The following is a 26,362-nucleotide window of genomic DNA, read 5'->3' on the forward strand; positions in this document are numbered from 1 at the left end:
AACTAGCTAAAAAAATAACCTACAGAAAATTGAACAACACGCTGTTTAATTTCTTGCTCTACAAATGCAATATTGGTTTCGCTAATATTACTCAATCCATAGTAATAGTTAGCATTTAAGAACACAGCATTGCTAAACTCATAACCTATACCTGCATTTACACCAAAATCAATATTATGACCTTAGCCATTAAAAATAAGATCATGAGATATAATTATAATATTAGATAATAATATTATAATTATAAAAAAAAGCGAAAACCAAAGTTTTCGCTCTCAAATATATTTGATGATTGGTTAGTTTAAAGAATACCTAAGACCTACACCTGCTTTTGTAGCTCCATTAGTAATATCGAAATCACTTTCAGCAGCTATATTAGAAAAGCCTGAATTCGCTACTAAATCTACAAAAAGTTTTAAATTTTCTTGAATAGGAAATTCAACACCTAAACCAAATGCAACACCAAAATCTGTACTTTCATAGGCATCTTTAGTATCAACATCTCTACCTTCAAATTCTCCTTCAGCAGAAAGTAAAAAAGCACCATACAAACCTGCCTGTAAATAAAATTTAGTTGAAGAACCAAAGTTATATTTAGCCATTACAGGAACACTTAAATAGTTTATACTTTCTTCACCATCTGTTCCATCTGTATAAGAGTATCCTTTTTGGTCGTATAATAATTCCCCTACTAATGACCAATCTTCGTTGAAGTTATATTGAGCTACAGCCCCAATATGGAATACACCTTTTGAATCTGCACTATCATCGTCTGTATAAACATTTGATATTCCATAACCTACTTGGCCACCAATTTCAAAATTTTGACCATAACTAAAAAATGTTCCGCAAATAGCTAAACCAAATACAAGTAATAATTTTTTCATAATGTTAATTATTTTAAGATTTAAATCAAATATATACACATTTATTACAAACCGTTAACATTTTATTGAAAAAATACTCATTTTTTAACCTTTATATTGTAAATATTTAAAAAACAACGCATTGCAGTATAACTTTAATAAGTAAGAAAATGTTTCACTAAAAAAACAATGAATTTGTCTAAAATTTTAAAAACAAAAAAAATTATTTTATCAATCTTTATGCTTGCTGCTTTTACGATTGCTCAAGCCCAACAAGAAACTGAAGCTTTTGGTTTTAATGAAGGTGACATGTTTGTATCGGGTTCTGTAAATTTTAGTACTACTAAACTCCCAAACAACTTTAAAAGCAATAATTTTAATATTGCACCTCGTTTTGGTTATTTTTTTAAATAAACGTATTGCTATAGGTGCAGAAGTTGGTTACGGAAAGTAAAAATCTGAAAATTCAACAGGACAACATGTTACCGATAACACTACATTTAATATCGATGTTTTTGGTAGATATTATTTTTTTAATGACAATAAGTTCAATTTATTTGGTGAACTAGGTTTAGGTTATGGACATACCAAAGACATAAATGATAATAAATTTAATGGTATAAATGTTGGTTTAGCTCCGGGTGTTAATTATTTTGTTTCAGAGCATTTTGCACTAGAGGCTACGTTTGGAATTCTTGGTTATACAAGTGCAAAACCAGACATTGAAGGTGTAGATAATGAATCTACAGACTCATTTCAATTTAGCTTAAATATGAGTGATATTAATTTAGGTCTAATTTATAGATTTTAAATTGAAATATTTGAGCAAAAAAAAACCGACTTCATTAGAAGTCGGTTTTTTTTATTATTGTTAACTATTTAGAACATAAATCCAACACCAGCTTGCCATACAGAATTATGTACATCATAATCTTTAATTAATTCTGTAAAACCGTAGTTATACCTTCCTTGAATAAAGAAACCACTATCAAATTTATATTCAATACCTGCAGCTAAACTAATATCAATGTCTTCTGCTTCATCAAAGTCAACATCACCAGCATCATCGTTAGGCTGAAAATCAATTTCTTCATTAATTTTAAAACCAATTTGAGGTCCGGCTTGTACATTTAGACCTTTAAATAAATAGATTTTTGCTAATACCGGTATTTGTATATAATCTAATTGGTACTCGATATTTTCATCATTATCTAAAAAATTATCTTGATCTGACTGTTTAACATCAAAACCTTGTCCTGAATATAAAACTTCTGGTTGAATAGAAAATCGTTCGCTAAAAGGAATTTCTGCAACAAAACCTGCATTAAAACTTGTACGTGAATCAGGATCTCCTCCTAAATCATCTCCTGTAAAAGTAGAAAAATTCACTCCACCTTTTACACCAATTTGTACTAATTCTGAATCTGATTGTGCATTAGCGCCAATAATGGCAAATAAACCTAATAATGAACTTAAAATTACTTTCTTCATAATAATATTGCTTTTTTTTTATTTGAGACAAATGTAAGCCTGTATTTGCCAATAAAATCTCAAGGAAAATCTAAATTATACTTAAATATTTAAGTTCAATTTTCTACTTTTAACGCATGAGATGGCAACAAGCACTTATAGATTATCAACACTACCTTCAGATAGAGAGAGGCTTATCTTCGAATTCTATTGAAAATTATCAATTTGATATTGTTAAACTCATTAATTACCTAGAAGAACACCACATTGAAGTTTCACCCTTAAAAATTTCAGAAGAACAAATTCAGCAATTTATTTATGAGGTTGCTAAAACCATGAGTACTCGCTCACAGGCTAGAATCATTTCTGGGTTACGTAGTTTTTTTGATTACCTAATTTTTGAAGATTATCGAAAAAACAATCCGTTAGAACTTGTAGAATCTCCAAAACTCGGTAGAAAATTACCAGATACACTTTCTACAGAAGAAATAGATATACTTATTAATAGTATAGATTTAAGCCACCCTCAAGGAGAACGTAACCGCTGTATTTTAGAAACACTTTACAGTTGTGGTTTACGCGTTTCTGAACTTATCACCTTAAAATTATCTGATTTATATTTTGACGAAGGTTTTATTCGAGTGCTAGGTAAAGGCGATAAGCAACGGCTGGTTCCTATTAGTCCGCTTACCGTTAAATACATAAATCTTTACCACAATGATATTCGGGTGCATTTACCTATTCAAAAAGGTTTTGAAGATATACTCTTTCTAAACCGGCGGGGTAAACAGTTAACTCGTGCTATGATTTTCACTATCGTTAAACAAACCGCCATCAATGCAGGAATAAAAAAGAAAATAAGTCCGCATACTTTTAGACATTCTTTCGCTACACATTTATTAGAAAACGGAGCAGATTTAAGAAGCATACAACAAATGTTGGGACACGAAAGTATTATCACCACAGAAATTTATATGCATTTAGATCGTTCTCATCTTAAAGATGTGTTAGAGAAATTTCACCCCAGACGATAGTTTTATTAAGGTGTGTTAAGATTTGCTATTAAAGTTGTGCTAAAGTAGAGCCGGTGCTTTCTCAGTTCTCATACTTCATCTATATTGAAGAAAAAACAAAAACTATGAGAACTTTAAAATTTAAAGACGGAGATCAAATGCCAGCTGTTGGTTTAGGAACTTGGAAATCTGAACCTAAAATGGTAGAAAATGCTGTTGAACATGCTTTAAATAATGGATATAGACACATAGATTGTGCCGCTATTTATGGAAATGAAAATGAAGTAGGAAACGCTTTTAAAAAAGTTTTTGATGGCGGTAAAGTGAAAAGAGAAGATGTTTGGGTTACTTCTAAGCTATGGAATAATTCACACAAAAAGGAAGATGTAATCCCTGCATTGAAGCAAACGTTAAAAGATTTACAACTTGATTATTTAGACCTTTATTTAATACATTGGCCAGTAGCTTTTAGTCCAGATGTAAAATTTCCAGAGAAAGATGAAGAATTTTTATCGCTAGATGAAGTCCCGTTGAGCGAAACTTGGGAAGCGATGTTAGAAGCTAAAAAGCAAGGATTGGTAAAACATGTTGGCGTTTCTAATTTCAGTGCTACAAAATTAGAGCAATTAAGAAAAGAAACTACTTATATGCCTGAGATGAATCAAGTTGAATTGCACCCTTACTTGCAACAAAACAATTTATTACAATATTGTAGTGAACACGGAGTTAATGTCACCGCTTATTCTCCATTAGGAAGCGGCGATCGTACAGAAGATATGAAAGCAGATGATGAACCTATTTTGTTAAAAAATGATGTTATTGAAAAGATAGCTAAAAAACACAATGCGAGTCCTGCTCAAATTTTAATTAAATGGGCAGAATTAAGAGGAACCGCAGTAATCCCAAAATCTACCAATGAAGGCAGAATTGAACAAAACCTACAAAGTGTTGGTTACGAGTTAGACAAAGAAGATATGAAACAAATTTCTGAACTCGATAAGCATTATCGATACGTAAAAGGTGATGCTCAGTTTGTTACAAAAGGAAATTCTTACGAGAATATTTTTGATGAATAATTTGCAAGTATTGAGAAATGAATATTAAAAGCTTAATTTTCTAACTATAAAAAGCCTCCAAGAATCAACTTTCTTGGAGGCTTTTTTTTAATCTTATTATGTTATATTGAAGTTTATTTCTTCGGAATATTTTGAAGCACTTCTTTAAAAAAGTACCAGAATTTTTGAGTTGAAGAAATACTAGCTCTTTCGTCTGGAGAATGTGCTCCTCTAATGGTAGGCCCAAATGAGATCATATCCATTTTTGGGTAGTGGCTACCAATAATTCCGCATTCCAATCCGGCGTGGCAAGCTGCTATATTTGCTTTTTCTCCAGTTTGTTTTTGGTATAATTCATCTAAAACTTTTAAAATAGCTGAATCTGGATTTGGAGCCCAACCTGGGTAATCTCCACTAAATTCAACTTCAAAACCAGCTAACTCAAAACCAGAACGCAGACTGTAAGCTAAATCCCATTTTCCAGATTCTACAGAAGATCTTGTTAAGCAAGAAACCTCAGCTTTTCCGTTAGCAATACTTACTTTAGCCACGTTATTAGAAGTTTCAACTAAATCTTCAATATCTGGGCTCATTCTAAAAACACCGTTATGAGCTGCATAAAGAGATTTTAAAACTTCAACCTGAGTTTCTTTAGACATCACTTTTTCAGGAGTAGAAATCACTTCTGCAGTAATATTTAAATTAGCTTCTACAGATTTAAATTCAGTTTCAATAGCTGTCTTTATAGCTTCAAATGCTTTTTGAAAAGCAGCTTGATTATCTTTCGCTACGACAATAATTGCTTGGCTTTCACGCGGGATCGCATTTCTTAATCCGCCGCCATTTACTTCAGCTATACGAATATCTACTTCTTGAGAACAATTGTAAAGCACACGATTCATTAATATATTGGCGTTACCCAAACCTTTAATAATATCCATACCTGAATGACCACCATTTAAACCTTTAACGGTAATTTTTAAAGCTTCAACTTCACCACTCACCTGCTCTTCTTGATACGTTTTTTTTGCGGTAATATCTACACCACCTGCACAACCAATACCTATCTCATCATCTTCTTCTGTATCGAGGTTTAGTAATATTTCACCTTCTAAAACCGAATTATCTAAATTTTTAGCTCCGGTCATTCCTGTTTCTTCATCGATAGTAAATAAAGCCTCAATAGCAGGATGAACAATTGTGGTACTTTCCAAAACTGCCATTGCAGCGGCAGCTCCTAAACCATTATCTGCGCCAAGAGTCGTTCCGTTTGCTCTCACCCAGTCACCATCTATATACATATCGATACCTTGTGTAGCAAAATCAAAATTGGTGTCGTTATTTTTTTGATGCACCATATCTAAATGAGATTGCAGTACAATCATTGCACGGTCTTCCATACCAGCAGTTGCAGGCTTTTTGATAATTACATTTCCCGCTTTATCTTCAATGGTTTTTAGTCCTAGCTTTTCTCCAAAATCTTTCATAAACGCAATTACCCTTTCTTCTTTTTTAGAAGGACGTGGTACAGCATTTAAATCGGCAAACTTGTTCCAAACCGCTTTAGGTTCTAAATTTCTTATTTCTTGACTCATGAATATTATTTTACATTTATACTTTTAATCACTTAGAGCGGAGTCGAGAATTCATTTATAAAATTCTACAAACTACTTCGACAAGCTCAATTATGACAAAAATTCAACTTTTGCAAAGGTATTGTTTCTCTTTACAATTATAAAATTTGTCGCCATAGCTTTACTTTGTATTTTTAAGCCATGAAACAACGTTATCACTTTATACTTGCGCTTTTATTGCCTCTTCAAGTTGCCTTAGTTTCTATTGCCGCAAAATTTCCGCAGTTTATTGAAACTTATTATAGTAATGGTTTCTACCCGATAGTTTCAAAACTAGAGCGTTATGCTTTGGGTTGGCTGCCATTTTCTGTTGGAGATTTAGTATATGCGGCATTAGTAATTTGTTTAATAAGATGGATTTATATCAGAATTAAAACGGGATTCAAAAAACCAAAAGTTTGGATCGTAAAAGGAATTTCTGCTCTTTCTATTCTATATTTTTCTTTTCATTTTTTTTGGGGATTAAACTATTACCGACTTCCACTTCACCAATCATTAGAAATTAATCACGAATATTCACAGGAAGAATTAATCAATTTCACTAAAAACTTAGCAAAGCGAACGAACAAACTTCATCTAAATTTAGTTGAAAATGATACGCTGAAAGTAGACTTTCAGTTTGAAAATTCAGAAATTAGAACCATTGCAATTGAAGGTTATCAAAATATTGAAAATGAATATCCTGAATTAGCTTACCAAGCCAAAAGCATTAAACCTTCTATATTTAGCATTCCGCTAACCTATATGGGTTTTAATGGTTATTTGAATCCGCTGACTAACGAAGCTCAAGTTAATAATCAAATTCCGAAGTTTAAATTACCCAGTACCACCAGCCACGAGATGGGTCATCAAATTGGTTACGCCAAAGAGAATGAAGCTAATTTTATGGCTTGTCTAACCACGATGGATCATCAAAATCCATATTTTAAATACGCGGGTTACACTTTTGCGTTGAAGTATTGCTTAGGCGAAGTGAATCTAACAGATCCTTGTGAAGCTCAAAATATTATAGGTATGTTGAATTTAGGAATTATAAAAAACTACAGGGAAGTAAACAAATTTTGGGATGATCACGAAAACCCATTAGAACCCTTTTTTAAATTATTCTACGGAAACTACTTAAGAGCTAACAATCAACCCCAAGGGATTAAAAGTTATAATTATGTAGTGGCACTTTTGGTGAATTATTTTAAAGGTGCTCATCAACTTTAGTGCTTAGCAAAGCGCTTATCACTATTTGCCTAATTTAAAAATTACCTACCTTTGCCGCTTAGATTTAAAACCTATGCGCAAGCAAATTAGCAGTCCCCAAAATAAGACGGTAAAACAAATACTTCAGCTTCAAGAGAAATCTAGAAATAGAAGAAAAGAAGGACTTTTTGTAATAGAAGGAATTCGAGAGATTGAATTGGCACTCAAAGCAAACTACCAGTTTGAAGCCGTTTATATTTGTCAAAAAGTTTTTAATGAAGAACATCTAGAAAAATTTTCATTTGCTGAACATTTGCTCACAGAAATAACTCCAGAAGTTTATAAAAAAATTGCATATAGAAGTAGTACCGAAGGGATTCTGGGTATTGCAAAAATCAAATTTCATGAGTTACAGCAACTAAATTTTAAAACCGAAACTCCGTTACTTTTAATTGCTGAAGCTCCAGAAAAACCCGGAAATATTGGCGCGATTTTGCGAACTGCAGACGCCGCAAATGTAGATGCGGTTATTATTGCCAACCCAAAAACAGATATATACAATACCAATATTATTAGATCTAGTGTGGGTTGTGTATTTACTAATCAAATTGCGACAGGAACAACTTCAGAAATTATTGATTTTTTAAAGGAAAAAAACATTGCTATTTATTCGGCAATTTTACAAGAATCTGAAATTTACACCAAACAGAATTTCACAAAAGCTACAGCAATTGTTGTAGGAACCGAAGCCGACGGATTAAGTGAAGAATGGCGAGAACATTCTACCCAAAATATTCATATTCCTATGCAAGGAGAAATCGATTCGATGAATGTTTCTGTAGCTGCAGGAATTCTTATTTTTGAAGCTAAACGACAACGGGATTTTAATTAATAATTAGTAATGTGTAATTTACAATTAGAAATTATTAATCATTTAAATAATGAACTTTTAGAAATACTTAAAATTCTATTCAGAATTATTGAGTCCTCTAAATAAAGAATTGTTCATTGTTCATTGTTCATTGTTCATTGTTCATTATTCATTATTCATTATAAAAATATGACTCCAACCACAGTTTTTTATATCATCATTGCGCTTTTGGTTATCGACTTTATTGTAGATCAAATTTTAGACGCGTTGAATGCTAAACATTTTGATGATAATTTACCGACAGAACTTCAAGATGTTTATGATGCTAAAGAATATGAACGCTCACAAGCTTATAAAAAAACAAATTATAAATTTGGAATACTTACCTCTTCATTTTCATTAGTATTAACCTTAGTTTTTTTCTTTTTACATGGCTTTGCTTGGGTAGATGGTATCGCTAGATCTATTGCTGATAACGAAGTTCTAATCGCACTTATTTTCTTCGGAATTATCATGATAGGGAGCGATATTCTTACGACTCCATTTTCGTATTACAGCACATTTGTAATTGAAGAAAAATTTGGTTTCAATAAAACAACCAAAAAGACTTTCTTCTTAGATAAAATTAAAGGCTGGCTCATGATGGCAATCGTTGGCGGCGGTATTTTAGCTTTAATTATTTGGTTTTATCAATTTGCTGCTGAAAGTTTTTGGATTTACGCTTGGGGACTTGTCACCGTATTTTCTATTGTAATGAATATGTTTTACAGCAAACTAATAGTGCCGTTATTCAATAAGCAAACTCCGCTAGAAGAAGGCAGCTTACGCTCTAAAATAGAAGCTTACGCGAAAACTGTAGGTTTCACCTTAGACAATATTTTTATTATAGATGGTTCTAAAAGAAGCACCAAAGCTAACGCTTACTTTTCTGGCTTTGGCAGCGAAAAAAGAATAACGCTTTTCGATACCTTAGTCAATGATTTAGATGAAGATGAAATTGTAGCAGTATTAGCTCACGAAGTAGGACACTACAAAAAGAAGCATATTATTTTTAACCTTTTTGCCGGTATTATCACCACTGGTTTTACACTTTGGTTATTATCACTTTTTGTTAATAGTCCGCTACTTTCTCAGGCTTTAGGAGTTGAGAGTACAAGTTTTCACATTGGTTTAATCGCTTTCGGGATTTTATACTCTCCTATTTCAGAAATTACAGGTTTATTAATGAATCGTTTAAGTAGAAAATTTGAATATCAAGCAGATAATTATGCCAAAGAAACATTTGGAAGCGCACCACTAATTAGCAGCCTTAAAAAACTATCTAGCAGTAGTTTGAGTAATCTTACTCCGCATCGAGCCTATGTGTTTTTTCATTATTCTCACCCCACACTTTTACAACGAATTCAGAATTTAAAGTACAAATAATCGTTTACTTTATTATATTAGTCGTATGGTTTTGACGGAAGAAGAAATAGTAAAAGAAAATAAAAAAATTGCCAAGCAATACAAAGAATTGCTGCGCATTAGTTATCGCACCTTAACAGATGATGACAAAACACTCATAAGACAAGCTTTTGAAACGGCTGTAGATGCGCACAAAGACCAGCGTAGAAAATCTGGAGAAGCCTATATTTTCCACCCCATTGCGGTAGCGAAAATCGTAGCTTCAGAAATTGGTTTAGATGCTACATCTATTGCTGCAGCTTTATTACATGATGTTGTCGAAGATACAGATTATACGCTTAATGACATTGAGCAAATGTTTGGAGAAACGGTAGCAAGAATTGTAGACGGTCTCACCAAAATTAGCCATCTAAAGCCTGAGCGTGATGTTTCTTTACAAGCGGAAAATTTCCGTAAAATGTTGTTAACGCTTAATGACGATGTTCGTGTAATAATTATAAAAATTGCCGATCGTCTTCATAATATGCAAACCATGGACTCGATGCGTGCTGATAAGCAAGTGAAAATTGCATCAGAAACGCTTTACATTTATGCTCCCATGGCGCATAGGATTGGGCTTTACAATATTAAAACAGAATTAGAAGATTTGAGTTTAAAATATACTGAACCAGAAATGTATCAGGATATTTTAACTAAAATGAAAGAGAGTAAAGAAGATCAAGATATTTATATTCAAGATTTTACTAAGATTATATCTGATTCTTTAGACAAAGAAAAATTAGCTTACGAAATTAAAGGAAGACCAAAATCGGTATTCTCTATTCGCAAAAAAATTCTGAAACAAAACATCACTTACGATGAAGTTTACGACAAATTTGCGATTAGAATTATTTATAATTGTTCCCAAGAAGATGAGAAATTTTTAGCTTGGAAAATTTATTCTATTGTTACAGATCATTTTCGTCCCAATCCAACACGTTTACGAGATTGGATTTCTTCACCTAAATCTACTGGTTACGAAGCCCTTCACATAACCGTTATGGGTCCAAAAGGAAGATGGGTAGAAGTACAAATACGTAGCCAACGGATGAACGAAATTGCCGAAAAAGGCTATGCCGCACATTACCGTTACAAAAACGAAGATGAAGAAAATGATGAAAACCTAGACCTATGGCTTAACAAACTTCAAGAAGCCTTAGAAAATAATGAAGTAAATGCGGTAGATTTTGTTGAACAATTTAAACTCAACCTTTATTCTAAAGAGATTTTTGTATTTACCCCTAAAGGAGATTTAAAATCTTTACCCAAAGGAGCTACTCCATTAGATTTTGGGTTTAGTATTCATACAGAAATTGGGTTAAAAACCAGAGGAGCTCGTGTTAACGGTAAATTAGTACCATTAAGTCATGAGTTAAAAAGTGGTGACCAAGTAGATATTATTACTTCAGAAAAAGCAAAGCCCACCAATAACTGGTTAGAATTTGCTAATACTGCTAGAGCAAGATCTAAAATTAAATCTTCACTTAAAGATGAGAAAAAATTAATTGCAGAAGATGGGAAAGCAGTCTTAATTAGAAAATTAAAGACACAAAAAATACCTTTTAACGACAAAACCATTGCAGAACTTATAAAATACTTTAAACTAAAAACTAGCTTAGATTTATTTTATCGTGTTGGTATTGGCACAATAGACAATATTAAGTTAAAAGAATTTGCGGCTTCAAGAAGTAATGCGTTTGTTTCTTTCTTTAAAAATAAAATTAGAAAACCAAGCGCTCCATATGATATTGATAAGGAAGAAATCACACATAATTATGATCAACTTGTTTTTGGTCAAGAAGAAGAAAAGCTAGAATACAAATTAGCGAATTGCTGTAATCCTATTCCTGGAGATCCTGTGTTTGGATTTATTACGGTAAATGATGGTATTAAAGTTCACAAGAAAAACTGCCCTAACGCCATTCAGCTTCAAAGTAATTATGCCTATAGAATTATTCAAGCAAAATGGATAGATTCTTCTCAACAAGAATTTTCTGCTGTTATTCGTCTTAACGGCTTAGATAATTTAGGATTGGTAAGTGAAATAACCAAAGAAATTTCTAACAACCTTCATGTAGATATGCGTAAAATTTCTTTTGAAAGCCATGACAGTGTTTTTCAAGGAAAGATCACTGTAGTGGTGAAAAATAAATCTATTCTCAAGAAATTAATGGATCGTCTAAAAAAAATAAACGGAATTGATAAGGTTACCCGTGAATAAAGCTTAAATTTGCAGGCAGAATTATGGAAGAAACAGAAAAACAAAAAAACGATCAAGCAGTAGTTAAAAACGTATTTACAAAGTTTTTAGAAGAAAAAAAACACCGTAAAACACCCGAACGTTTTGCTATTCTTCAAGAAATATACGACAGTGAGGAGCATTTTGATATCGAATCACTTTATATTACGATGAAAAATAAAAACTATCGTGTAAGTCGTGCTACCCTATACAATACCATAGAGCTTTTATTAGAGTGTGGTTTAGTAAGAAAACACCAATTTGGGAAAAACCAGGCACAGTATGAAAAATCTTACTTCGATAGGCAACACGATCATGTAATTTTAACCGATACTGGTGAAGTTATTGAATTTTGCGATCCCAGAATTCAATCAATCAAACAAACAATAGAAGAGGTTTTTGATATCAATATCAGCAACCATTCATTGTACTTTTACGGAACCAAAAAAACATCCAAATAAACTTTATTTATGGCAGTAGATTTGCTACTTGGGCTTCAATGGGGAGACGAAGGAAAAGGTAAAATTGTAGACGTACTTACCGCTAATTATAACATTATTGCAAGATTTCAAGGAGGTCCAAATGCAGGACACACCTTAGAATTTGACGGCATAAAACACGTATTAAGAACAATTCCTTCTGGGATATTTCATGAAAATTCTCTAAATGTAATTGGTAATGGGGTTGTTGTAGATCCTGTAGTTTTTGTAAAAGAATTAGAAGGTCTAGACAAATTCAATATCGATTACAAAAAGAAATTAGTCATTTCTAGAAAAGCGCATATCATTTTACCTACGCACCGTCTTTTAGATGCAGCCTCAGAAGCTTCTAAAGGAAAAGCGAAAATTGGTTCAACCTTAAAAGGTATTGGTCCAACTTACATGGATAAAACAGGACGTAATGGATTACGTTTTGGAGATTTAGAAATGGATGATTGGAAAGAAAAATATAGAAATCTAGCCGACAAACACGAGTCGATGATTTCTTTTTACAACGTAGACATTCAATACGATCTTGAAGATCTTGAAAAAGAATTCTTTGCTGCTGTAAAAAAATTAAGAGAACTTAAATTTATAGATTCTGAAGAATTTTTACACCAAGCACAAAAAAATAACCAAACCATTTTAGCAGAAGGAGCACAAGGTTCTTTATTAGACATAGATTTTGGAACCTACCCGTATGTTACTTCTAGTAACACTACCGCTGCTGGCGCTTGTACTGGTTTAGGGATTGCACCTAATCAAATCAACGAAGTTTTTGGTATTTTTAAAGCATACACGACCCGTGTAGGTGGTGGCCCTTTCCCTACTGAATTGTTTGATGAAGATGGTAAAACTATGGCCAAAAATGGAAATGAATTTGGTGCGGTAACCGGAAGACCTAGAAGATGTGGTTGGTTAGATTTAGTGGCGCTAAAATATGCAGTTCAAGTAAATGGAGTTACCCAATTAATGATGATGAAAGGAGATGTTCTAAGCGGTTTTGAAACGCTTAAGGTTTGCACTGGCTATACCTACAAAGGCGAAGAAATTTCTCACTTCCCTTTTAATATAGAAGAAGAAAATCTTTCACCAATTTACACAGAAGTAAAAGGTTGGAAAGAAGATTTAACAAAAATGACAGATGAATCTGAATTTCCACAAGAATTTAAAGATTACATCACATACATAGAGAAAGAAATTGAAGTGCCTATAAAAATTGTTTCTGTTGGTCCCGATAGAAAGCAAACAATTATGAGGTAATTTCTTAATTATAAAATCTATATAAAAAGCGCTTCAATAAAATTTGGAGCGTTTTTTGATTATTATATTTTTCAGAAAAAACAATTGCTTATTTTTGAATAAAATTATTCTCTTGAAAACTATTATTAACTATATATGTTTGATATGCATTCTATTCAGTTCTCTGAATATGTTGGCACAAACTCCATCACCTAAAAAAATTGATTACACCAGTGACCGATCGTATAAAGATGAAGAAAAATATCCTGGTGCATTTATTTTAAGTAAAATAGAAAAACAGGTTTACTTTAATCACGAAGGAATTGAGGTTTGGTGCGACCAAGCAATTTTTTATCAAGAAGAAGATTTTTTTAAAGCTTACGGAAATGTAAAAATGAAGCAAGGAGACACCATTAATATGACCAGTAATTATGCTGAATATAATGGAAACACAAAATTCGCATTTGCTAGTACAGATGTAAAACTAAAAACACCGTCTACAACGCTCACCACCGATAGTCTTTTTTTTAACAGAAAAAAACAACAAGCATTTTACAGAAGCGGAGGTAAGGTAGAAGATACATCAAGCACAATCACTAGTATAGTTGGGCGGTATTTTATGAAACAGAAAAAATATTCTTTTGTAAACGATGTAGTGGTCACCAATCCTGATTACATAATTAATTCTCAACAAATAGATTATTATTCAGAAACCAGAAACGCTTACCTATATGGTCCTTCTACCATAACCAACGAAAACAGCAAAATTTATTGTGAACGTGGTTATTATGACATGGAAAATGATAAAGGATATTTTGTTCAAAATTCTCAAGTCTTTTATGAAAACAGAAAATTAGAAGGTGACAGTATTTTCTTCAATAAAAAGAAAAATTTTGCTTCGGCAACCAATAATATTAAAGTTACAGACACCGCTAACCAATCTGTGATTAAAGGTCATTATGCTGAAATTTTTAAAGAAAAAGATTCTTTATTTATCACTAAAAGGGCAATCGCTTCCATGAAGCAAGAAACAGATTCTATTCATATACATAGCGACACTTTAATGATTACCGGGAAACCCGAAAACCGAATTATTAGAGGCTTTTACCATACCAAAATGTATAAAAGTGATATGAATGGTAAATGTGACTCCATACATATAAATGAAAAAAAAGGGCTCACTCAAATGATAGGAAAACCTGTAGTTTGGTCTGGAAGCAACCAAATGACAGGAGATAGTATTCATTTGATTAATAACAGAAAAACTGAAAAAATGGATTCTTTAAAAGTATTTTATAATGCTTTTATGATACAAAAAGATTCTATTGAAGGTTATAATCAAGTAAAAGGAAAAGAAATGTATGGTCTTTTTAGAGATGACAATCAACTCTCTGAAGTTAATTTCATTAAAAATACTGAAACCATATTTTACAGTAGAGACGAAAAACAAAACCTCATTGGGATTAGCAAGGCTATTTCTTCCTCTATCAAAATTTTATTTGAAGACCAAACTGTATCAAGTATTTATTACAATACTAATCCTGAAAATATACTTTATCAAGAAAATGATTTTCCTAAAAATGCTAGAAAATTAAGAGGTTTTAATTGGCGTGGTGATGAACAAATTAAAAGCAAAGAAGACTTATTTTCTGATGATGAACCTTTAAATTTGCCAAAAATTAAAGGAATTTCACTTCCAGAAGAGGAAGAACACTTTTTTGAAGAACGAGATAAAGATGATGATGAATTATTAAATCAAAATTCTCGTTTAAAACCAGAAACGCTACAACACCGAGAAACCGATACCACCACAAAAGATAGTATTTCTAAGCACAAAGAGCTGATAAATATCCCTTTAAAAGAGAAACAAAAAGAAAAGAAGTAATTGAATAAAGATTTTCTTACATACCAAGCACAAACCACTCCACACCCATTGGGTTTAGAAGTAACTAACGCAAAAGGAAGTTACATTAACACCACTGATGGCAAAACACACTTAGATTTTGTTGCAGGAGTTTCTGCGTGTAGCTTAGGCCATTGCCATCCCAAAGTAATTGAAGCTATTAAGCAGCAGAGTGAAAAATATTTGCATGTCATGGTTTATGGTGAATATGCTCAAAGTCCCGCTGTAGAATACACCAAACTCTTAAGCGAAAACCTAAAAATACCTAACGCAAAAACCTATTTAGTAAATAGTGGAACTGAAGCGATTGAAGGTGCTTTAAAGCTAGCTAGAAGATATACAGGAAGAAAAGAAATTATTGCAGCCCATCGTGCTTATCACGGAAACACCATGGGATCATTAAGTCTAATGGATTTTGAAGAACGTAAAAAACCTTTTGAGCCATTATTACCAGAAGTTTCTTTTTTAACCTATAATGATGAAGCTTCCATTAAAAATATCACAACAAAAACAGCAGCCGTAATTTTAGAAACCATTCAAGGTGGCGCAGGTTTTATTCAACCTAAAAACAACTTTCTTTTATTAGTAAAGCAACGTTGTGAAGCGGTAGGAGCATTATTAATTTTAGATGAAATTCAACCAGGTTTTGGACGTACAGGTAAATTATTTGCGTACGAACATTTTGGTATTGTTCCAGATATTTTAGTAATAGGAAAAGGTATGGGCGGTGGCCTACCTATAGGAGCTTTTGTAGCTTCTGCAGAGTTAATGGATACCTTGAGTGATAACCCTAAAATGGGACATATCACTACTTTTGGCGGTAACCCAATGATTGCAGCAGCAGCATTAGCTACTTTAAAAGTGATTACATCAACCAAACTTATTGAAGAAACACTTCAGAAAGAAAAGTTATTTAAAAAATTATTAGTTCACCCCTTAATTGAAGAAGTTCGCGGTAAAGGCTTAATGCTTGCTCCTATTGTGTCTTCAGAAGAAATTGCAAATCAAGTTATTCTAGAAGCCAAAGAGAACGAACTTATTTTATTTTGGTTACTTTTTGAAAAACGTGCGCTAAGAATTACACCACCCTTAACCATTTCTGAAGAAGAAATTAAAAAAGGATGTAAGATCATCCTTTCCATTTTAGATAAAATTTATAAAAATTAAGCTGTTAATTACTTTGTTAACAACAATCACGCTATTATTAAAAATTTGTCGTTATTGTAAGTAAATTTAATACAGTAGAAATAAGTAAAATTTCGTGTATGCAATTAAGTCAAAACGAAGACCACAATTTCTCTCTCTCAAAATTTGAGTCAATGCTTAAAACTAATGATGTTTTATTCTTTGATTCTAATGAATTTGAAGGAATTATATTTCATTATTTAGAAACAGGTAAATTTGCTTTAGCTAAAAAAGCTGTAAAGCTTGGTTTAGAGCAACACCCTGATGCCAGCGTACTTAAATTATTTAAAGTAGAAATTCTAATCTTCGAAGACAAACTTACCGAAGCAGACACCTTATTAAATGAATTGCATGAATTAGAGCCTTCTAACGATGAAATCTATATTCAAAAAGCAAATATTTTCTCTAAGCAGGACAATCACCAAATGGCAATTAACACGCTAAAGACTGCTTTAGATTTTACTTCTGAAGAAGCAGAAATACATTCTTTAATGGCTATGGAGTATATGTTTTTAGAAGATTACGAAAATGCTAAGCTTAATTTTATAAAATGCCTAGAATTAGAAGATGATGATTATGCTGCTTTATATAATATCATTTACTGTTTCGACTTTTTAGAACAACGCAAAGAAGCTATAGAATTTTTAAACCTATTTTTAGATAAGCATCCTTATTCTGAAGTTGCTTGGCACCAAATAGGTAAGCAATATTTCGACTTAAAAGAATATGAAAAAGCATTAACTGCTTTTGATTTTGCCATTATTTCTGATGATTATTTTGTTGGCGCTTATATGGAAAAAGGGAAAGTGCTCGAAAAAATGAGTCGTCTAGAAGAGGCCATCGAAAACTACCACATTACTTTAGAGCTCGATGATCCTACTGCATTTGCTTATTTAAGAATTGGAAAGTGCTATGAAAAATTAAAGAAATATAATTTAGCGATAGATTTTTATTCAAAAGCTGTAGATGAAGATCCATTATTAGACAAAGCCTGGATTGCAATTACCGATTTTTATACTCAAAAGCTAAATTATTCTAAAGCACTTTATTTTATAAACAAAGCCATAAGTATTGACAGCGAAAATGTATTGTATTGGAAACGTTTTGCTAAAATTAATAACCGATTAAATTTTATTGAAGAAGCAGAAAAAGGGTATAAAAAAGCGATTGAATTAGGTAATTATGAATTAGAAACTTGGATTACTCGTTGTGATCTTCTCATTAATCTAGGCGAATATGAAACCGCTTTAGATACCATGTACCAAGCTATAGAATTTTACCCAGAGACTGCTGAAATTGAATATCGATTAGCAGGGCTTTACTTCTGTATAAATCAAGGAGATAGAGGTTATTATCACTTAAAAAATGCCTTAAAAATTGATGTGGAATATTCTATCATCATAGAAGAATTATTTCCTGAAATTTTCAAAAGAAATAGCATTAAAGAATTGATTAATAAACAAGCTTAATTCTATATCCTTTAAATTTTAAGAAGAGAACTTTTTAAATACACCTTTGCTTCAAAAGTTATTTTAGTATTTTTACTTTTCAAACTAAGATATGCAAAGAAGTTTTAAAGATTATTTTACAATAGCCTTAAAAGGCGTTGCTATGGGAGCGGCAGATACGGTTCCAGGAGTTTCAGGTGGCACTATTGCTTTTATTTCTGGAATTTATGAAGAATTAATTACCACTATAGGTAACATAGATACATCATTAGTAAAAACTTGGAAAAATAAAGGCTTTAAAGCTTTTTGGTCTCAGCTTAACGGCGGGTTTATTTTAGCGCTCATGTTAGGGATTATATTTAGTGTTTTCACTTTTATGCGCCTAGCAAATTACCTTTTAAAAGAACATCCAGTACTTATTTGGTCGTTCTTCTTTGGACTCGTGGTAGCAAGTATTTGGTTTGTTGCCAAACAAATTGATAAATGGAAGACAGTAACTTTTATTACCGCTATTTTAGGAGCCGTCATCGCTTATTTGATCACTTCTCTCCCACCGGCAACATCTTCAGATAGTTATTTTTATTTACTCATTTGCGGAGCAATTGCGGTTTGCGCCATGATTCTACCAGGCATTTCAGGAGCTTTTATTCTAGTTTTAATGGGGGCTTATAGAAATATTACTCAAGCAGTACACGATTTTGATTTAAAAAAAATTGCATTAGTTGGACTTGGCGCTATTATAGGTTTACTTACATTTTCTAAGATTTTAAAATGGCTTTTTTCTAATTATAGAAATACAACACTTGCTGCATTAACAGGTTTTATAGCAGGTTCGCTTAATAAAATTTGGCCTTGGAAAGAAATCTTAAAGAGCACAAAAATTGAAGATAAAGTGATTGTTTTAAAAGACAAATCTGTACTCCCTTGGAATTTTGAAGGAGACTCTCACCTTTTATTTGCTGCTCTTTTAATGCTTGCAGGTTTCTTTTTAATCATTATTTTAGAGAAATTTGCAGAACAGAAGCCAGAAGAAGATGCAGCAAACCCGAACACTTAAAGATAAAATATTATTAGTCCTTAAGGGCTTAGCGATGGGAGCTGCAAATAAGGTTCCTGGAGTTTCAGGTGGTGTAGTTGCTTTTGTGGCAGGTTTTTATGAAGAATTTATTTATTCACTACAAAAAATAAATCATAAAGCATTTTTATTATTCGTAAACGGTAGATTTAGGAGCTTATATCACTATACTAACGCTAAATTTTTAGGCTTACTAATTTTAGGTATGCTTATTAGTTATTTTAGCGTTTCTAAATTATTAGATTTTTTTATCGAGCATGAAGAACTCTATGTTTGGTCTACATTTTTTGGGATGATTATTGGGTCTATTTATTTCATCTCTAAAGATTTTAAGTTGAAATCTTTTAGCAATTTAGCATTTATCAGCCTGGGTATTATTGCTGGTGTAGGCATTAGTTTAATGGAGCCCGCCACAGAAAATGATAATCTTTGGTTTGTATTTTTATGCGGAATTATAGGTGTATCTGGTATGACGCTTCCTGGCCTTTCTGGTTCTTTCATCTTAATTCTTATTGGCAATTACGTATTATTGTTAGTAGATTCTGTAAATGCTTTATTTGATACCCTAACAGATCTTGCCAAATTAGATTTTTCATTTGTAAATAACCCTGTAAGAGTCAATTTGCTTAAAGTATTAAGTTCGTTCACTTTTGGCTCTTTAGTAGGTTTAGTCAGCCTTTCACACATATTGGGTTTCGTTTTGAAACATTTTAAAAATATTACCTACGCCATAATTATTGGTTTTATTACAGGTTCACTTGGGGTGGTATGGCCTTGGAAAGAAAAAGTTTTTAAAACAAAAAGCAGCGGTGAATTTCTAAAAGACGCTAACGGAAATTTAATCTTAGACAACTATGATAGGTATTTGCCAGATTTAAGCAACATCAATACTTGGATCGCAATATTTTTTATAATTTTAGGAATATTAATAGTGTTAGGTTTAGAACGCTACGGAAATAAAAATGCCAATACAAATGAATAAATACGGATTAGTAGGTAAAAATATTTCATATTCATTTTCTAAAAACTTTTTTGAAAAGAAATTTGCAAATGAAGAAATAAAGGCAACATATCAAAACTTCGACTTGTCGAGCTTAAAAAATTTTAAAGAAGTTATAGCCAGAGAAGAAAAGTTAAAAGGACTAAATGTAACCATTCCTTATAAGCAAGAAATTCTTCCGTTATTAGATCAATTAGATGAACAAGCAGCTAAAATTGGTGCCGTAAATACCATCCAAATTAAAAATAAAAAACTCGTTGGCTACAATACAGATTGTTTTGGATTTATGAAATCACTATTTCCTTTATTAGAAAAACAACACACAAAAGCTTTAATTTTAGGTACCGGCGGTGCATCAAAAGCTATAGCGCATGCCCTAAAATCACTAGGCATAGAACACCTATTTGTTTCTAGAAAACCTACACAAAATCATATTTCTTACGAGCAAATTAGCAAAGAAGTCTTAGAAAAAAACTTTCTTATCATTAATTGTACGCCTTTAGGTACATATCCCAATTTAGATGAAGCTCCAGCAATACCGTATGAGTTTTTAGACCATCGTCACCTTTTATACGATTTGGTTTACAATCCGCCCCTAACCACATTTTTAGCTAATGGCAAGGTAAGAGGCTGCAAAATATTTAATGGCCAGAAAATGCTTGAATATCAAGCAGAACGCTCATGGGAAATTTGGAATGAAGCTTAATCAATATTTTTTTTAAGATTTCTAGTTTTTTTTGCAGACTAACTTAGGAGTTACTATCTTTCAAGACTAATTTAAGATGAACTTAAACATTGAAAGAAATGTCTGAAAAAGAAAAATCTCAAGCACAACAAGAGCATAAAAAAGATTTAAATTCTTTACCTGCAACTGATGAAGCTAATACTACTGAAAGTAATTCTGATATAGAACAATCTATGATTGATGAATCTCAGAAAGAACCAACAAATACTAAAAATGAAGAACTTAACTCCCAAAGTGAAGATGAAGCTGAAACTGCAGAGGAGAATGTTTCTTCTGAAGAAAAAGTAGAAGCAACAGAAGAAGATACACATCAAAGTGAGCTTGATGATGCAATCGCAGAAGACAGTGAAGATGAAGATGCCCATGAGCGTCATGGCATCGAAATGAAAGATTACCATGCGATGTCTATGTCAGAACTTGTAAAAGAACTTTCATCGCTATTGAAAAATGAGAAAATTCAACTTATAAAAGATCACGTAAAAGAAATAAAAACTGAATTTGATGCGAAGTTTGAAGAAGAAATGGAGCAGAAAAAAGAAGATTTCTTAGAAGAAGGTGGTAATATTATAGATTTCCATTATTCAAGCCCTATAAAAAAAGAATTCAATTCAATCTATTTCGACTACAAAGAAAAACGAAATAATTACTATCAACAACTCAAAAACAATCTTCAAAAAAACTTAGAAGAACGTTTAGCGATCATAGAAGAACTCAAAGGAATGATTGGCACTGGTGCAGATATGGGTGCCAATTTTAATCAATTTAAAGAACTTCAAGAACGTTGGAAAAAAGCTGGCCCTGTACCTAGAGAAGAATATAAAATGGTGTGGAATACTTATCACCATCACGTAGAAAACTTTTACGACTTCTTGCATTTAGACCGCGAGTTTAGGGATATGGATTTTAAACATAACCTTGAGCAGAAGTTAAAAATGATCGCTCGCGCAGAAGAATTAGCTGAAGAAACCAATATTAATCGTGCATTTAGAGAGCTGCAAATGCTTCATAAAATGTGGAAAGAAGATGTTGGCCCTGTTGCAAAAGAATACCGCGAAGATATTTGGGAAAAATTTAGTGCTGCTACAAAAAAAATTCACGAAAATAGACAAGTACATTTTGCAGAATTAGATCAAGAGAAAGAGAAAAATTTAGAAGCTAAACTTCAGATAATTGGAGCTATAAAAGAAATTGCAGACAAAGAAATCACTTCTCATAATCAAGCGCAGCAACAAATTAAAAAGATTGAAAGTTTTAGAGATCAATTTTTTAAAGCTGGCAAAGTACCTTTAAAAGTAAATGAAGACACTTGGAAAATTTTTAAAGAAAATGTAAGAAACTTTAACCGTAAGAAAAACGCTTATTATAAAGATCTTAAAAAAGAACAATATAAAAATCTGGAAAGAAAGCTAGAGTTAGTTGAAATTGCAGAAGACAATAAAAATAACGAAGACTTTAAAGCTACTACTCCAATTATGAAAAAAATCCAGTCTAACTGGAGAGAAATTGGCCACGTTCCAAGAAAAGATAGTGATAAAATCTGGAAACGATTTAAAGACGCTTGTAATCATTATTTTGATAGAGTTCATTCCGTTAAAAACGAAGAGAACAAAGAAGAAAATGAAGCATTCGATAAGAAGAAAGAATTACTAGACGCTACAAAATCTTTAGAACTTCAAAGCAAGCCAGAAGAAGATTTAAAACTCATCAAAACAAAAATCTCTGAATGGAAAGAAATAGGAAGAGTACCTTATAATAAACGCTACATTGAAGGAAAATTTAATAAAGTCTTAGATCAACTTTTTAGTCAATTAGATATTGGTAGAAAAGAAGCTGAAATGATGAAGTATGAAAATCGTGTACAAGCTTTAGATGCTGCTCACGATTCTAGACAAATAGAGAAAGAAGAAAGCTTTTTACGCAAGAAAATCTCAGAAACAAAAGCAGAGATCACACAGCTAGAAAATAATATGCAGTTTTTCTCTAATGCAGATGAAAGCAACTCTTTATTTCGAGAAGTACTTAAAAATATTGAAAGACATAAAGTGCAATTAGAGACATGGAAAGCTAAGCTAAAAAAAGTAAAATCTCTTTAACAATTAATAAATAACGTTACACCTTTCATGGCAACAGGATTTCTTGCAATATTAGACGATATTGCTGCATTAATGGACGATGTAGCCGTAATGAGTAAAGTAGCTGCAAAAAAAACTGCTGGTATTTTAGGAGATGATTTAGCCGTAAATGCAGAAAAAGCATCTGGTTTTGTATCTTCTCGTGAAATACCAGTTCTTTGGGCTATAACGAAAGGCTCGCTTTTAAATAAGCTTATTATTTTACCCATAGCTTTTTTACTCAGCTCTTTTCTACCAATTGCAATTACAATTATTTTACTATTAGGTGGTTTCTACCTAGGCTTTGAAGGTGCCGAAAAAATTTATCATTTTTTTGTTCCGCACAAAAAAAACTCTAAAAAAGAAGAACTTAAACAAGTAGAAACTAAAGAAGAAATTCTAGCTTTAGAAAAAGAAAGAGTTAAATCTGCAATTCTAACAGATTTTATTCTATCGGTAGAAATTGTAATTATTACTTTAGGCACCGTTGTAGGAGAACCTATTGTAGAGCAAATTATAGTTGTTAGTCTTATAGCAATTCTTGCAACCATAGGTGTTTATGGTATTGTCGCTCTAATAGTTAGAATGGATGAAGCTGGTTACTATTTAATTGAAAAAAGTAATAAAGAATCTGGTTTTAAATTTAAGTTAGGCGAATTTTTGGTAGCAGCGCTTCCCAAAGTAATTAAAGGATTAACCATTATTGGAACTATTGCACTAATTTTAGTTTCTGGAGGTATCTTTGTTCACAACCTAGATTTTATTCACCACCTTATTCCAGAAGCTATACCTTCTATGATTGCTGAATTTATTATTGGTTTAATTTTTGGTTTTTTCGCTGTAGTAATCGTTAAACTCTTTATCAAAGCAAAAAAACGTATGTTTAATTAAAAATTAGTGGCGGCGCTATATTTCGACGCTATCTTATGCCAATAGAGAATATTCCAGACCTATTTATTCCTGAAGCTAAAACTTCACCAGAAATGTTGGTGCACGATTTTAGAATGACAACAGATAATGTAAAAAGTAAAGTCAATCTGCAAATGCACATGTTTAGCTTTTTACAAATAGGAAGAAAACAAGTTCACTTTGCAGAAACCGCTATCGATGTGAATAAGAATCAATCCATTTTAACCACTAAAGGAAACTGTTTATGGACAGAGCTTATTGACACCGGAAAAATTTATTACTGCAAACTATTATTTTTTTCAGAACAGATTTTAAAAAAATTTTTAGAAAAGCATTCCTTCTCTATTAAGCAACAAAAACGTTCTCCATACTATATTATAGAGAATGATGATTATATAACAGCTTTCATCAATTCATTATCTGCTATAGGCAATGAAGCCCTTATGAAAAATGAAGAATTATTATTTGTTAAATTTGAAGAAATCTTACTTTATCTTTCTCAAAAATATGGAGATTCATTTAAATCTTACCTTCATTCACTTATCTATAAAGAAAATTCGCATTTTAGAGAAATTATAGAACAGCATTTGTATTCAAATCTTAAAATTGAAGAAATCGCTTTTTTATGCAACATGAGTGTTTCTACGTTCAAACGACATTTTAAAAATGAATATGCAGAGTCTCCAGGAAAATGGTTTCATAATAAACGCTTAGAAAAAGCTAAAATTCTAATTGAACAAGAAAGGGTAAAAGCCTCTGATGTTTATTTAGAAATAGGTTATAAAAACCTATCTAACTTTAGTACAGCATTTAAAAACAAGTTCGGAATTAGTCCAAAAGAACTATCATAAAGTAAAAAAAGTTTATTTTTAACCACTTTGAACTAAATTCATAAACAACTGACTTCTTTTAATAAATAGTTGAATAGACTTTCAACTTAACTTTGCAGGTATACTAAAAACAAAAACTATGTCACAAGTACAAAAACCTGCTTTTAAAGAAAAGTATGAAAATTTCATAAACGGAGAATTTGTAGCTCCAGTTAAAGGAGAATATTTTGATAATATATCTCCTGTAGATGGAAAAGTATTTACTAAAGCTGCGAGATCTTCAGAAGAAGATGTAAATTTAGCTTTAGATGCTGCACACGAAGCATTTCCATCTTGGAGCAAAACTTCAGCAACAGAACGTAGCAATATGCTATTAAAGATTGCTCAGGTAATGGAAGATAACTTTGAATACCTTGCAACTTTAGAAACTATAGATAATGGTAAGCCAATTCGTGAAGCCAGAGCAGCAGATATTCCTTACTGTATTGATCACTTTAGATATTTTGCTGGGGTAATTCGTGCAGACGAAGGAACTATTTCAGAACACGATAAAGATACGGTAAGTATTGCACTTCACGAGCCAATAGGAGTTGTAGGAGAAATTATCCCTTGGAACTTCCCATTATTGATGTTGGCTTGGAAAGTAGCTCCTGCTTTAGCTGCCGGATGTACAGCTGTCGTTAAACCAGCAGAACAAACTCCAACAAGTGTTATCTGTTTAATGGAATTAATTAAAGATATTTTACCTAAAGGAGTATTAAATATTGTTACTGGTTTTGGTGCAGAAGCAGGTGAAGCGCTTGCCACTTCTAAACGTGTAGCAAAACTTTCTTTTACAGGATCTACAGAAACCGGTCGTAAAGTAATGCACAATGCTGCAGAAAACATCGTACCATTAACCTTAGAATTAGGTGGTAAATCTCCAAATGTTTTCTTTAAATCTGTAGCAGATCATGATGATAATTTCTTTGATAAAGCTATTGAAGGAGCATTAATGTTTGCTTTAAATCAAGGTGAAATTTGCACTTCTCCTTCTAGAATTTTAGTACACGAAGATATCGCTGATGTGTTTATCGAAAAAATGCAAGAGCGTCTAAAAGCTGTAAAAACTGGAAGCCCACTAGATCCTGAAACCATGATTGGTTCTCAAGTTTCTAAAGCACAATTTGAAAAAATCATGAACTACATTAAAATTGGTCGTGAAGAAGGTGCCGAAGTTCTTGCAGGTGGTGAAGCTGGAAATTACGAAGGTGAAATTAAAGATGGTTATTACATTCAACCTACTGTATTAAAAGGTAAGAATGATATGCGTGTTTTCCAAGAAGAAATTTTTGGACCTGTAGTATCATTAACAACGTTTAGCTCTACAGAAGAAGCTATTGAAATTGCTAACGATACTGATTATGGTTTAGGAGCTGGCGTTTGGAGTAGAGATGCTCACGAACTTTTTCAAGTACCAAGAGCAATTCAAGCAGGTAGAGTTTGGGTAAATCAATACCACACTTACCCAGCACACGCTCCTTTTGGAGGGGTTAAAGAATCTGGTTTTGGTCGTGAAAACCATAAAATGGCTCTAGATCACTACCGAGTAGTTAAAAATATGCTTATTTCTTATAGCAAAGATGCAGTTGGATTATTCTAAATTAACATAAG

The 26,362-nt window shown here is 32.2% G+C and carries 22 protein-coding genes and 1 pseudogene; 20 read left to right on the forward strand and 3 right to left on the reverse strand.

Annotated elements, in window-relative coordinates; translation table 11 throughout:
- Window positions 1-296: 296 nt before the first annotated feature.
- Entirely contained in the window at window positions 297-887 is a 591-nt protein-coding gene (locus KW502_RS05350) for a porin family protein (protein ID WP_219039503.1), read from the reverse strand.
- Between the two features lie 168 nt (window positions 888-1,055).
- Here KW502_RS05350 and KW502_RS05355 point away from each other — a divergent pair, with 168 nt between their 5' ends.
- Window positions 1,056-1,280 carry a hypothetical protein gene (locus KW502_RS05355; RefSeq protein ID WP_219039504.1) on the forward strand — a complete coding sequence of 75 codons (225 nt, stop codon included), beginning with the start codon at window positions 1,056-1,058 and terminating at the stop codon, window positions 1,278-1,280.
- Between the two features lie 82 nt (window positions 1,281-1,362).
- Window positions 1,363-1,677: pseudogene (locus KW502_RS15600) on the forward strand (outer membrane beta-barrel protein); the annotation flags it as partial.
- 68 nt (window positions 1,678-1,745) lie between these two features.
- Here the strand turns inward: KW502_RS15600 and KW502_RS05365 are convergent.
- Window positions 1,746-2,357: a porin family protein gene (locus KW502_RS05365; RefSeq protein WP_219039505.1), complete on the reverse strand. Its 612-nt coding sequence runs from the start codon at window positions 2,355-2,357 to the stop codon at window positions 1,746-1,748.
- Between the two features lie 116 nt (window positions 2,358-2,473).
- Here KW502_RS05365 and xerD point away from each other — a divergent pair, with 116 nt between their 5' ends.
- Both xerD and KW502_RS05375 read left to right on the forward strand, forming a co-directional pair.
- Entirely contained in the window at window positions 2,474-3,370 is an 897-nt protein-coding gene (gene xerD, locus KW502_RS05370; RefSeq protein WP_219039506.1) for a site-specific tyrosine recombinase XerD, read from the forward strand.
- A gap of 104 nt (window positions 3,371-3,474) precedes the next feature.
- Complete coding sequence (locus tag KW502_RS05375) at window positions 3,475-4,425, forward strand: aldo/keto reductase (RefSeq protein ID WP_219039507.1); 951 nt, start codon at window positions 3,475-3,477, stop codon at window positions 4,423-4,425.
- A gap of 113 nt (window positions 4,426-4,538) precedes the next feature.
- On the opposite strand, the gene KW502_RS05380 is transcribed toward KW502_RS05375, so the two are convergent.
- Entirely contained in the window at window positions 4,539-5,999 is a 1,461-nt protein-coding gene (locus KW502_RS05380) for an aminoacyl-histidine dipeptidase (RefSeq protein ID WP_219039508.1), read from the reverse strand.
- Window positions 6,000-6,179: 180 nt separating this feature from the next.
- On the opposite strand from KW502_RS05380, the gene KW502_RS05385 reads away from it, so the two are divergent.
- The 16 genes from KW502_RS05385 (at window position 6,180) to KW502_RS05460 (ending at window position 26,351) form a co-directional block, all read left to right on the forward strand.
- Window positions 6,180-7,250: a DUF3810 domain-containing protein gene (locus KW502_RS05385; RefSeq protein WP_219039509.1), complete on the forward strand. Its 1,071-nt coding sequence runs from the start codon at window positions 6,180-6,182 to the stop codon at window positions 7,248-7,250.
- 73 nt (window positions 7,251-7,323) lie between these two features.
- On the forward strand, window positions 7,324-8,121 hold the full coding sequence (locus tag KW502_RS05390) for a TrmH family RNA methyltransferase (RefSeq protein WP_219039510.1): 798 nt from the start codon (window positions 7,324-7,326) through the stop codon (window positions 8,119-8,121).
- 168 nt (window positions 8,122-8,289) lie between these two features.
- Window positions 8,290-9,525: a M48 family metallopeptidase gene (locus KW502_RS05395; RefSeq protein ID WP_219039511.1), complete on the forward strand. Its 1,236-nt coding sequence runs from the start codon at window positions 8,290-8,292 to the stop codon at window positions 9,523-9,525.
- A 31-nt stretch (window positions 9,526-9,556) separates the two neighbouring features.
- Window positions 9,557-11,764: a RelA/SpoT family protein gene (locus KW502_RS05400; protein WP_219039600.1), complete on the forward strand. Its 2,208-nt coding sequence runs from the start codon at window positions 9,557-9,559 to the stop codon at window positions 11,762-11,764.
- A 23-nt stretch (window positions 11,765-11,787) separates the two neighbouring features.
- Complete coding sequence (locus tag KW502_RS05405; protein ID WP_219039512.1) at window positions 11,788-12,243, forward strand: Fur family transcriptional regulator; 456 nt, start codon at window positions 11,788-11,790, stop codon at window positions 12,241-12,243.
- A 9-nt stretch (window positions 12,244-12,252) separates the two neighbouring features.
- Complete coding sequence (locus tag KW502_RS05410; protein WP_219039513.1) at window positions 12,253-13,524, forward strand: adenylosuccinate synthase; 1,272 nt, start codon at window positions 12,253-12,255, stop codon at window positions 13,522-13,524.
- A gap of 169 nt (window positions 13,525-13,693) precedes the next feature.
- On the forward strand, window positions 13,694-15,388 hold the full coding sequence (locus tag KW502_RS05415; protein ID WP_219039514.1) for an OstA-like protein: 1,695 nt from the start codon (window positions 13,694-13,696) through the stop codon (window positions 15,386-15,388).
- The gene (locus tag KW502_RS05420; protein ID WP_219039515.1) at window positions 15,389-16,573 is read left to right on the forward strand and encodes an aspartate aminotransferase family protein; all 1,185 of its coding nucleotides are present in this window, start codon (window positions 15,389-15,391) and stop codon (window positions 16,571-16,573) included. It begins immediately after the preceding gene.
- Window positions 16,574-16,671: 98 nt separating this feature from the next.
- The gene (locus KW502_RS05425) at window positions 16,672-18,060 is read left to right on the forward strand and encodes a tetratricopeptide repeat protein (protein ID WP_219039516.1); all 1,389 of its coding nucleotides are present in this window, start codon (window positions 16,672-16,674) and stop codon (window positions 18,058-18,060) included.
- 91 nt (window positions 18,061-18,151) lie between these two features.
- On the forward strand, window positions 18,152-19,096 hold the full coding sequence (locus KW502_RS05430; protein ID WP_219039517.1) for a DUF368 domain-containing protein: 945 nt from the start codon (window positions 18,152-18,154) through the stop codon (window positions 19,094-19,096).
- A complete protein-coding gene (locus KW502_RS05435; protein ID WP_219039518.1) occupies window positions 19,074-20,096 on the forward strand; it encodes a DUF368 domain-containing protein in 1,023 nt (340 codons plus the stop codon). Before KW502_RS05430 ends, KW502_RS05435 begins: the two co-directional genes overlap by 23 nt.
- Window positions 20,089-20,820, forward strand: coding sequence for a shikimate dehydrogenase family protein (locus KW502_RS05440; RefSeq protein WP_219039519.1), 732 nt, complete (start codon window positions 20,089-20,091; stop codon window positions 20,818-20,820). The genes KW502_RS05435 and KW502_RS05440 overlap by 8 nt, the downstream gene beginning before the upstream one ends.
- 98 nt (window positions 20,821-20,918) lie before the next feature.
- A complete protein-coding gene (locus KW502_RS05445) occupies window positions 20,919-22,952 on the forward strand; it encodes a DUF349 domain-containing protein (protein WP_219039520.1) in 2,034 nt (677 codons plus the stop codon).
- Between the two features lie 27 nt (window positions 22,953-22,979).
- Window positions 22,980-23,861: a DUF808 domain-containing protein gene (locus KW502_RS05450; RefSeq protein WP_219039521.1), complete on the forward strand. Its 882-nt coding sequence runs from the start codon at window positions 22,980-22,982 to the stop codon at window positions 23,859-23,861.
- A gap of 35 nt (window positions 23,862-23,896) precedes the next feature.
- Window positions 23,897-24,730: a helix-turn-helix domain-containing protein gene (locus KW502_RS05455; RefSeq protein ID WP_219039522.1), complete on the forward strand. Its 834-nt coding sequence runs from the start codon at window positions 23,897-23,899 to the stop codon at window positions 24,728-24,730.
- A 118-nt stretch (window positions 24,731-24,848) separates the two neighbouring features.
- Window positions 24,849-26,351: an aldehyde dehydrogenase family protein gene (locus tag KW502_RS05460; protein WP_219039523.1), complete on the forward strand. Its 1,503-nt coding sequence runs from the start codon at window positions 24,849-24,851 to the stop codon at window positions 26,349-26,351.
- The last annotated feature ends 11 nt before the right edge of the window (window positions 26,352-26,362 follow it).

Source organism: Mesonia aestuariivivens (assembly GCF_019311235.1).
In the GTDB taxonomy this organism is placed as follows: Bacteria; Bacteroidota; Bacteroidia; order Flavobacteriales; family Flavobacteriaceae; genus Mesonia; species Mesonia aestuariivivens.

Coding starts and splice junctions, on each gene's coding strand:
- KW502_RS05350 (WP_219039503.1), bottom strand. CDS start 887: ATGAAAAAATTATTACTTGTATTTGGTTTAGCTATTTGCGGAACATTT.
- KW502_RS05355 (WP_219039504.1), top strand. CDS start 1,056: ATGAATTTGTCTAAAATTTTAAAAACAAAAAAAATTATTTTATCAATC.
- KW502_RS05365 (WP_219039505.1), bottom strand. CDS start 2,357: ATGAAGAAAGTAATTTTAAGTTCATTATTAGGTTTATTTGCCATTATT.
- xerD (WP_219039506.1), top strand. CDS start 2,474: ATGAGATGGCAACAAGCACTTATAGATTATCAACACTACCTTCAGATA.
- KW502_RS05375 (WP_219039507.1), top strand. CDS start 3,475: ATGAGAACTTTAAAATTTAAAGACGGAGATCAAATGCCAGCTGTTGGT.
- KW502_RS05380 (WP_219039508.1), bottom strand. CDS start 5,999: ATGAGTCAAGAAATAAGAAATTTAGAACCTAAAGCGGTTTGGAACAAG.
- KW502_RS05385 (WP_219039509.1), top strand. CDS start 6,180: ATGAAACAACGTTATCACTTTATACTTGCGCTTTTATTGCCTCTTCAA.
- KW502_RS05390 (WP_219039510.1), top strand. CDS start 7,324: ATGCGCAAGCAAATTAGCAGTCCCCAAAATAAGACGGTAAAACAAATA.
- KW502_RS05395 (WP_219039511.1), top strand. CDS start 8,290: ATGACTCCAACCACAGTTTTTTATATCATCATTGCGCTTTTGGTTATC.
- KW502_RS05405 (WP_219039512.1), top strand. CDS start 11,788: ATGGAAGAAACAGAAAAACAAAAAAACGATCAAGCAGTAGTTAAAAAC.
- KW502_RS05410 (WP_219039513.1), top strand. CDS start 12,253: ATGGCAGTAGATTTGCTACTTGGGCTTCAATGGGGAGACGAAGGAAAA.
- KW502_RS05415 (WP_219039514.1), top strand. CDS start 13,694: ATGTTGGCACAAACTCCATCACCTAAAAAAATTGATTACACCAGTGAC.
- KW502_RS05425 (WP_219039516.1), top strand. CDS start 16,672: ATGCAATTAAGTCAAAACGAAGACCACAATTTCTCTCTCTCAAAATTT.
- KW502_RS05430 (WP_219039517.1), top strand. CDS start 18,152: ATGCAAAGAAGTTTTAAAGATTATTTTACAATAGCCTTAAAAGGCGTT.
- KW502_RS05435 (WP_219039518.1), top strand. CDS start 19,074: ATGCAGCAAACCCGAACACTTAAAGATAAAATATTATTAGTCCTTAAG.
- KW502_RS05440 (WP_219039519.1), top strand. CDS start 20,089: ATGAATAAATACGGATTAGTAGGTAAAAATATTTCATATTCATTTTCT.
- KW502_RS05445 (WP_219039520.1), top strand. CDS start 20,919: ATGTCTGAAAAAGAAAAATCTCAAGCACAACAAGAGCATAAAAAAGAT.
- KW502_RS05450 (WP_219039521.1), top strand. CDS start 22,980: ATGGCAACAGGATTTCTTGCAATATTAGACGATATTGCTGCATTAATG.
- KW502_RS05455 (WP_219039522.1), top strand. CDS start 23,897: ATGCCAATAGAGAATATTCCAGACCTATTTATTCCTGAAGCTAAAACT.
- KW502_RS05460 (WP_219039523.1), top strand. CDS start 24,849: ATGTCACAAGTACAAAAACCTGCTTTTAAAGAAAAGTATGAAAATTTC.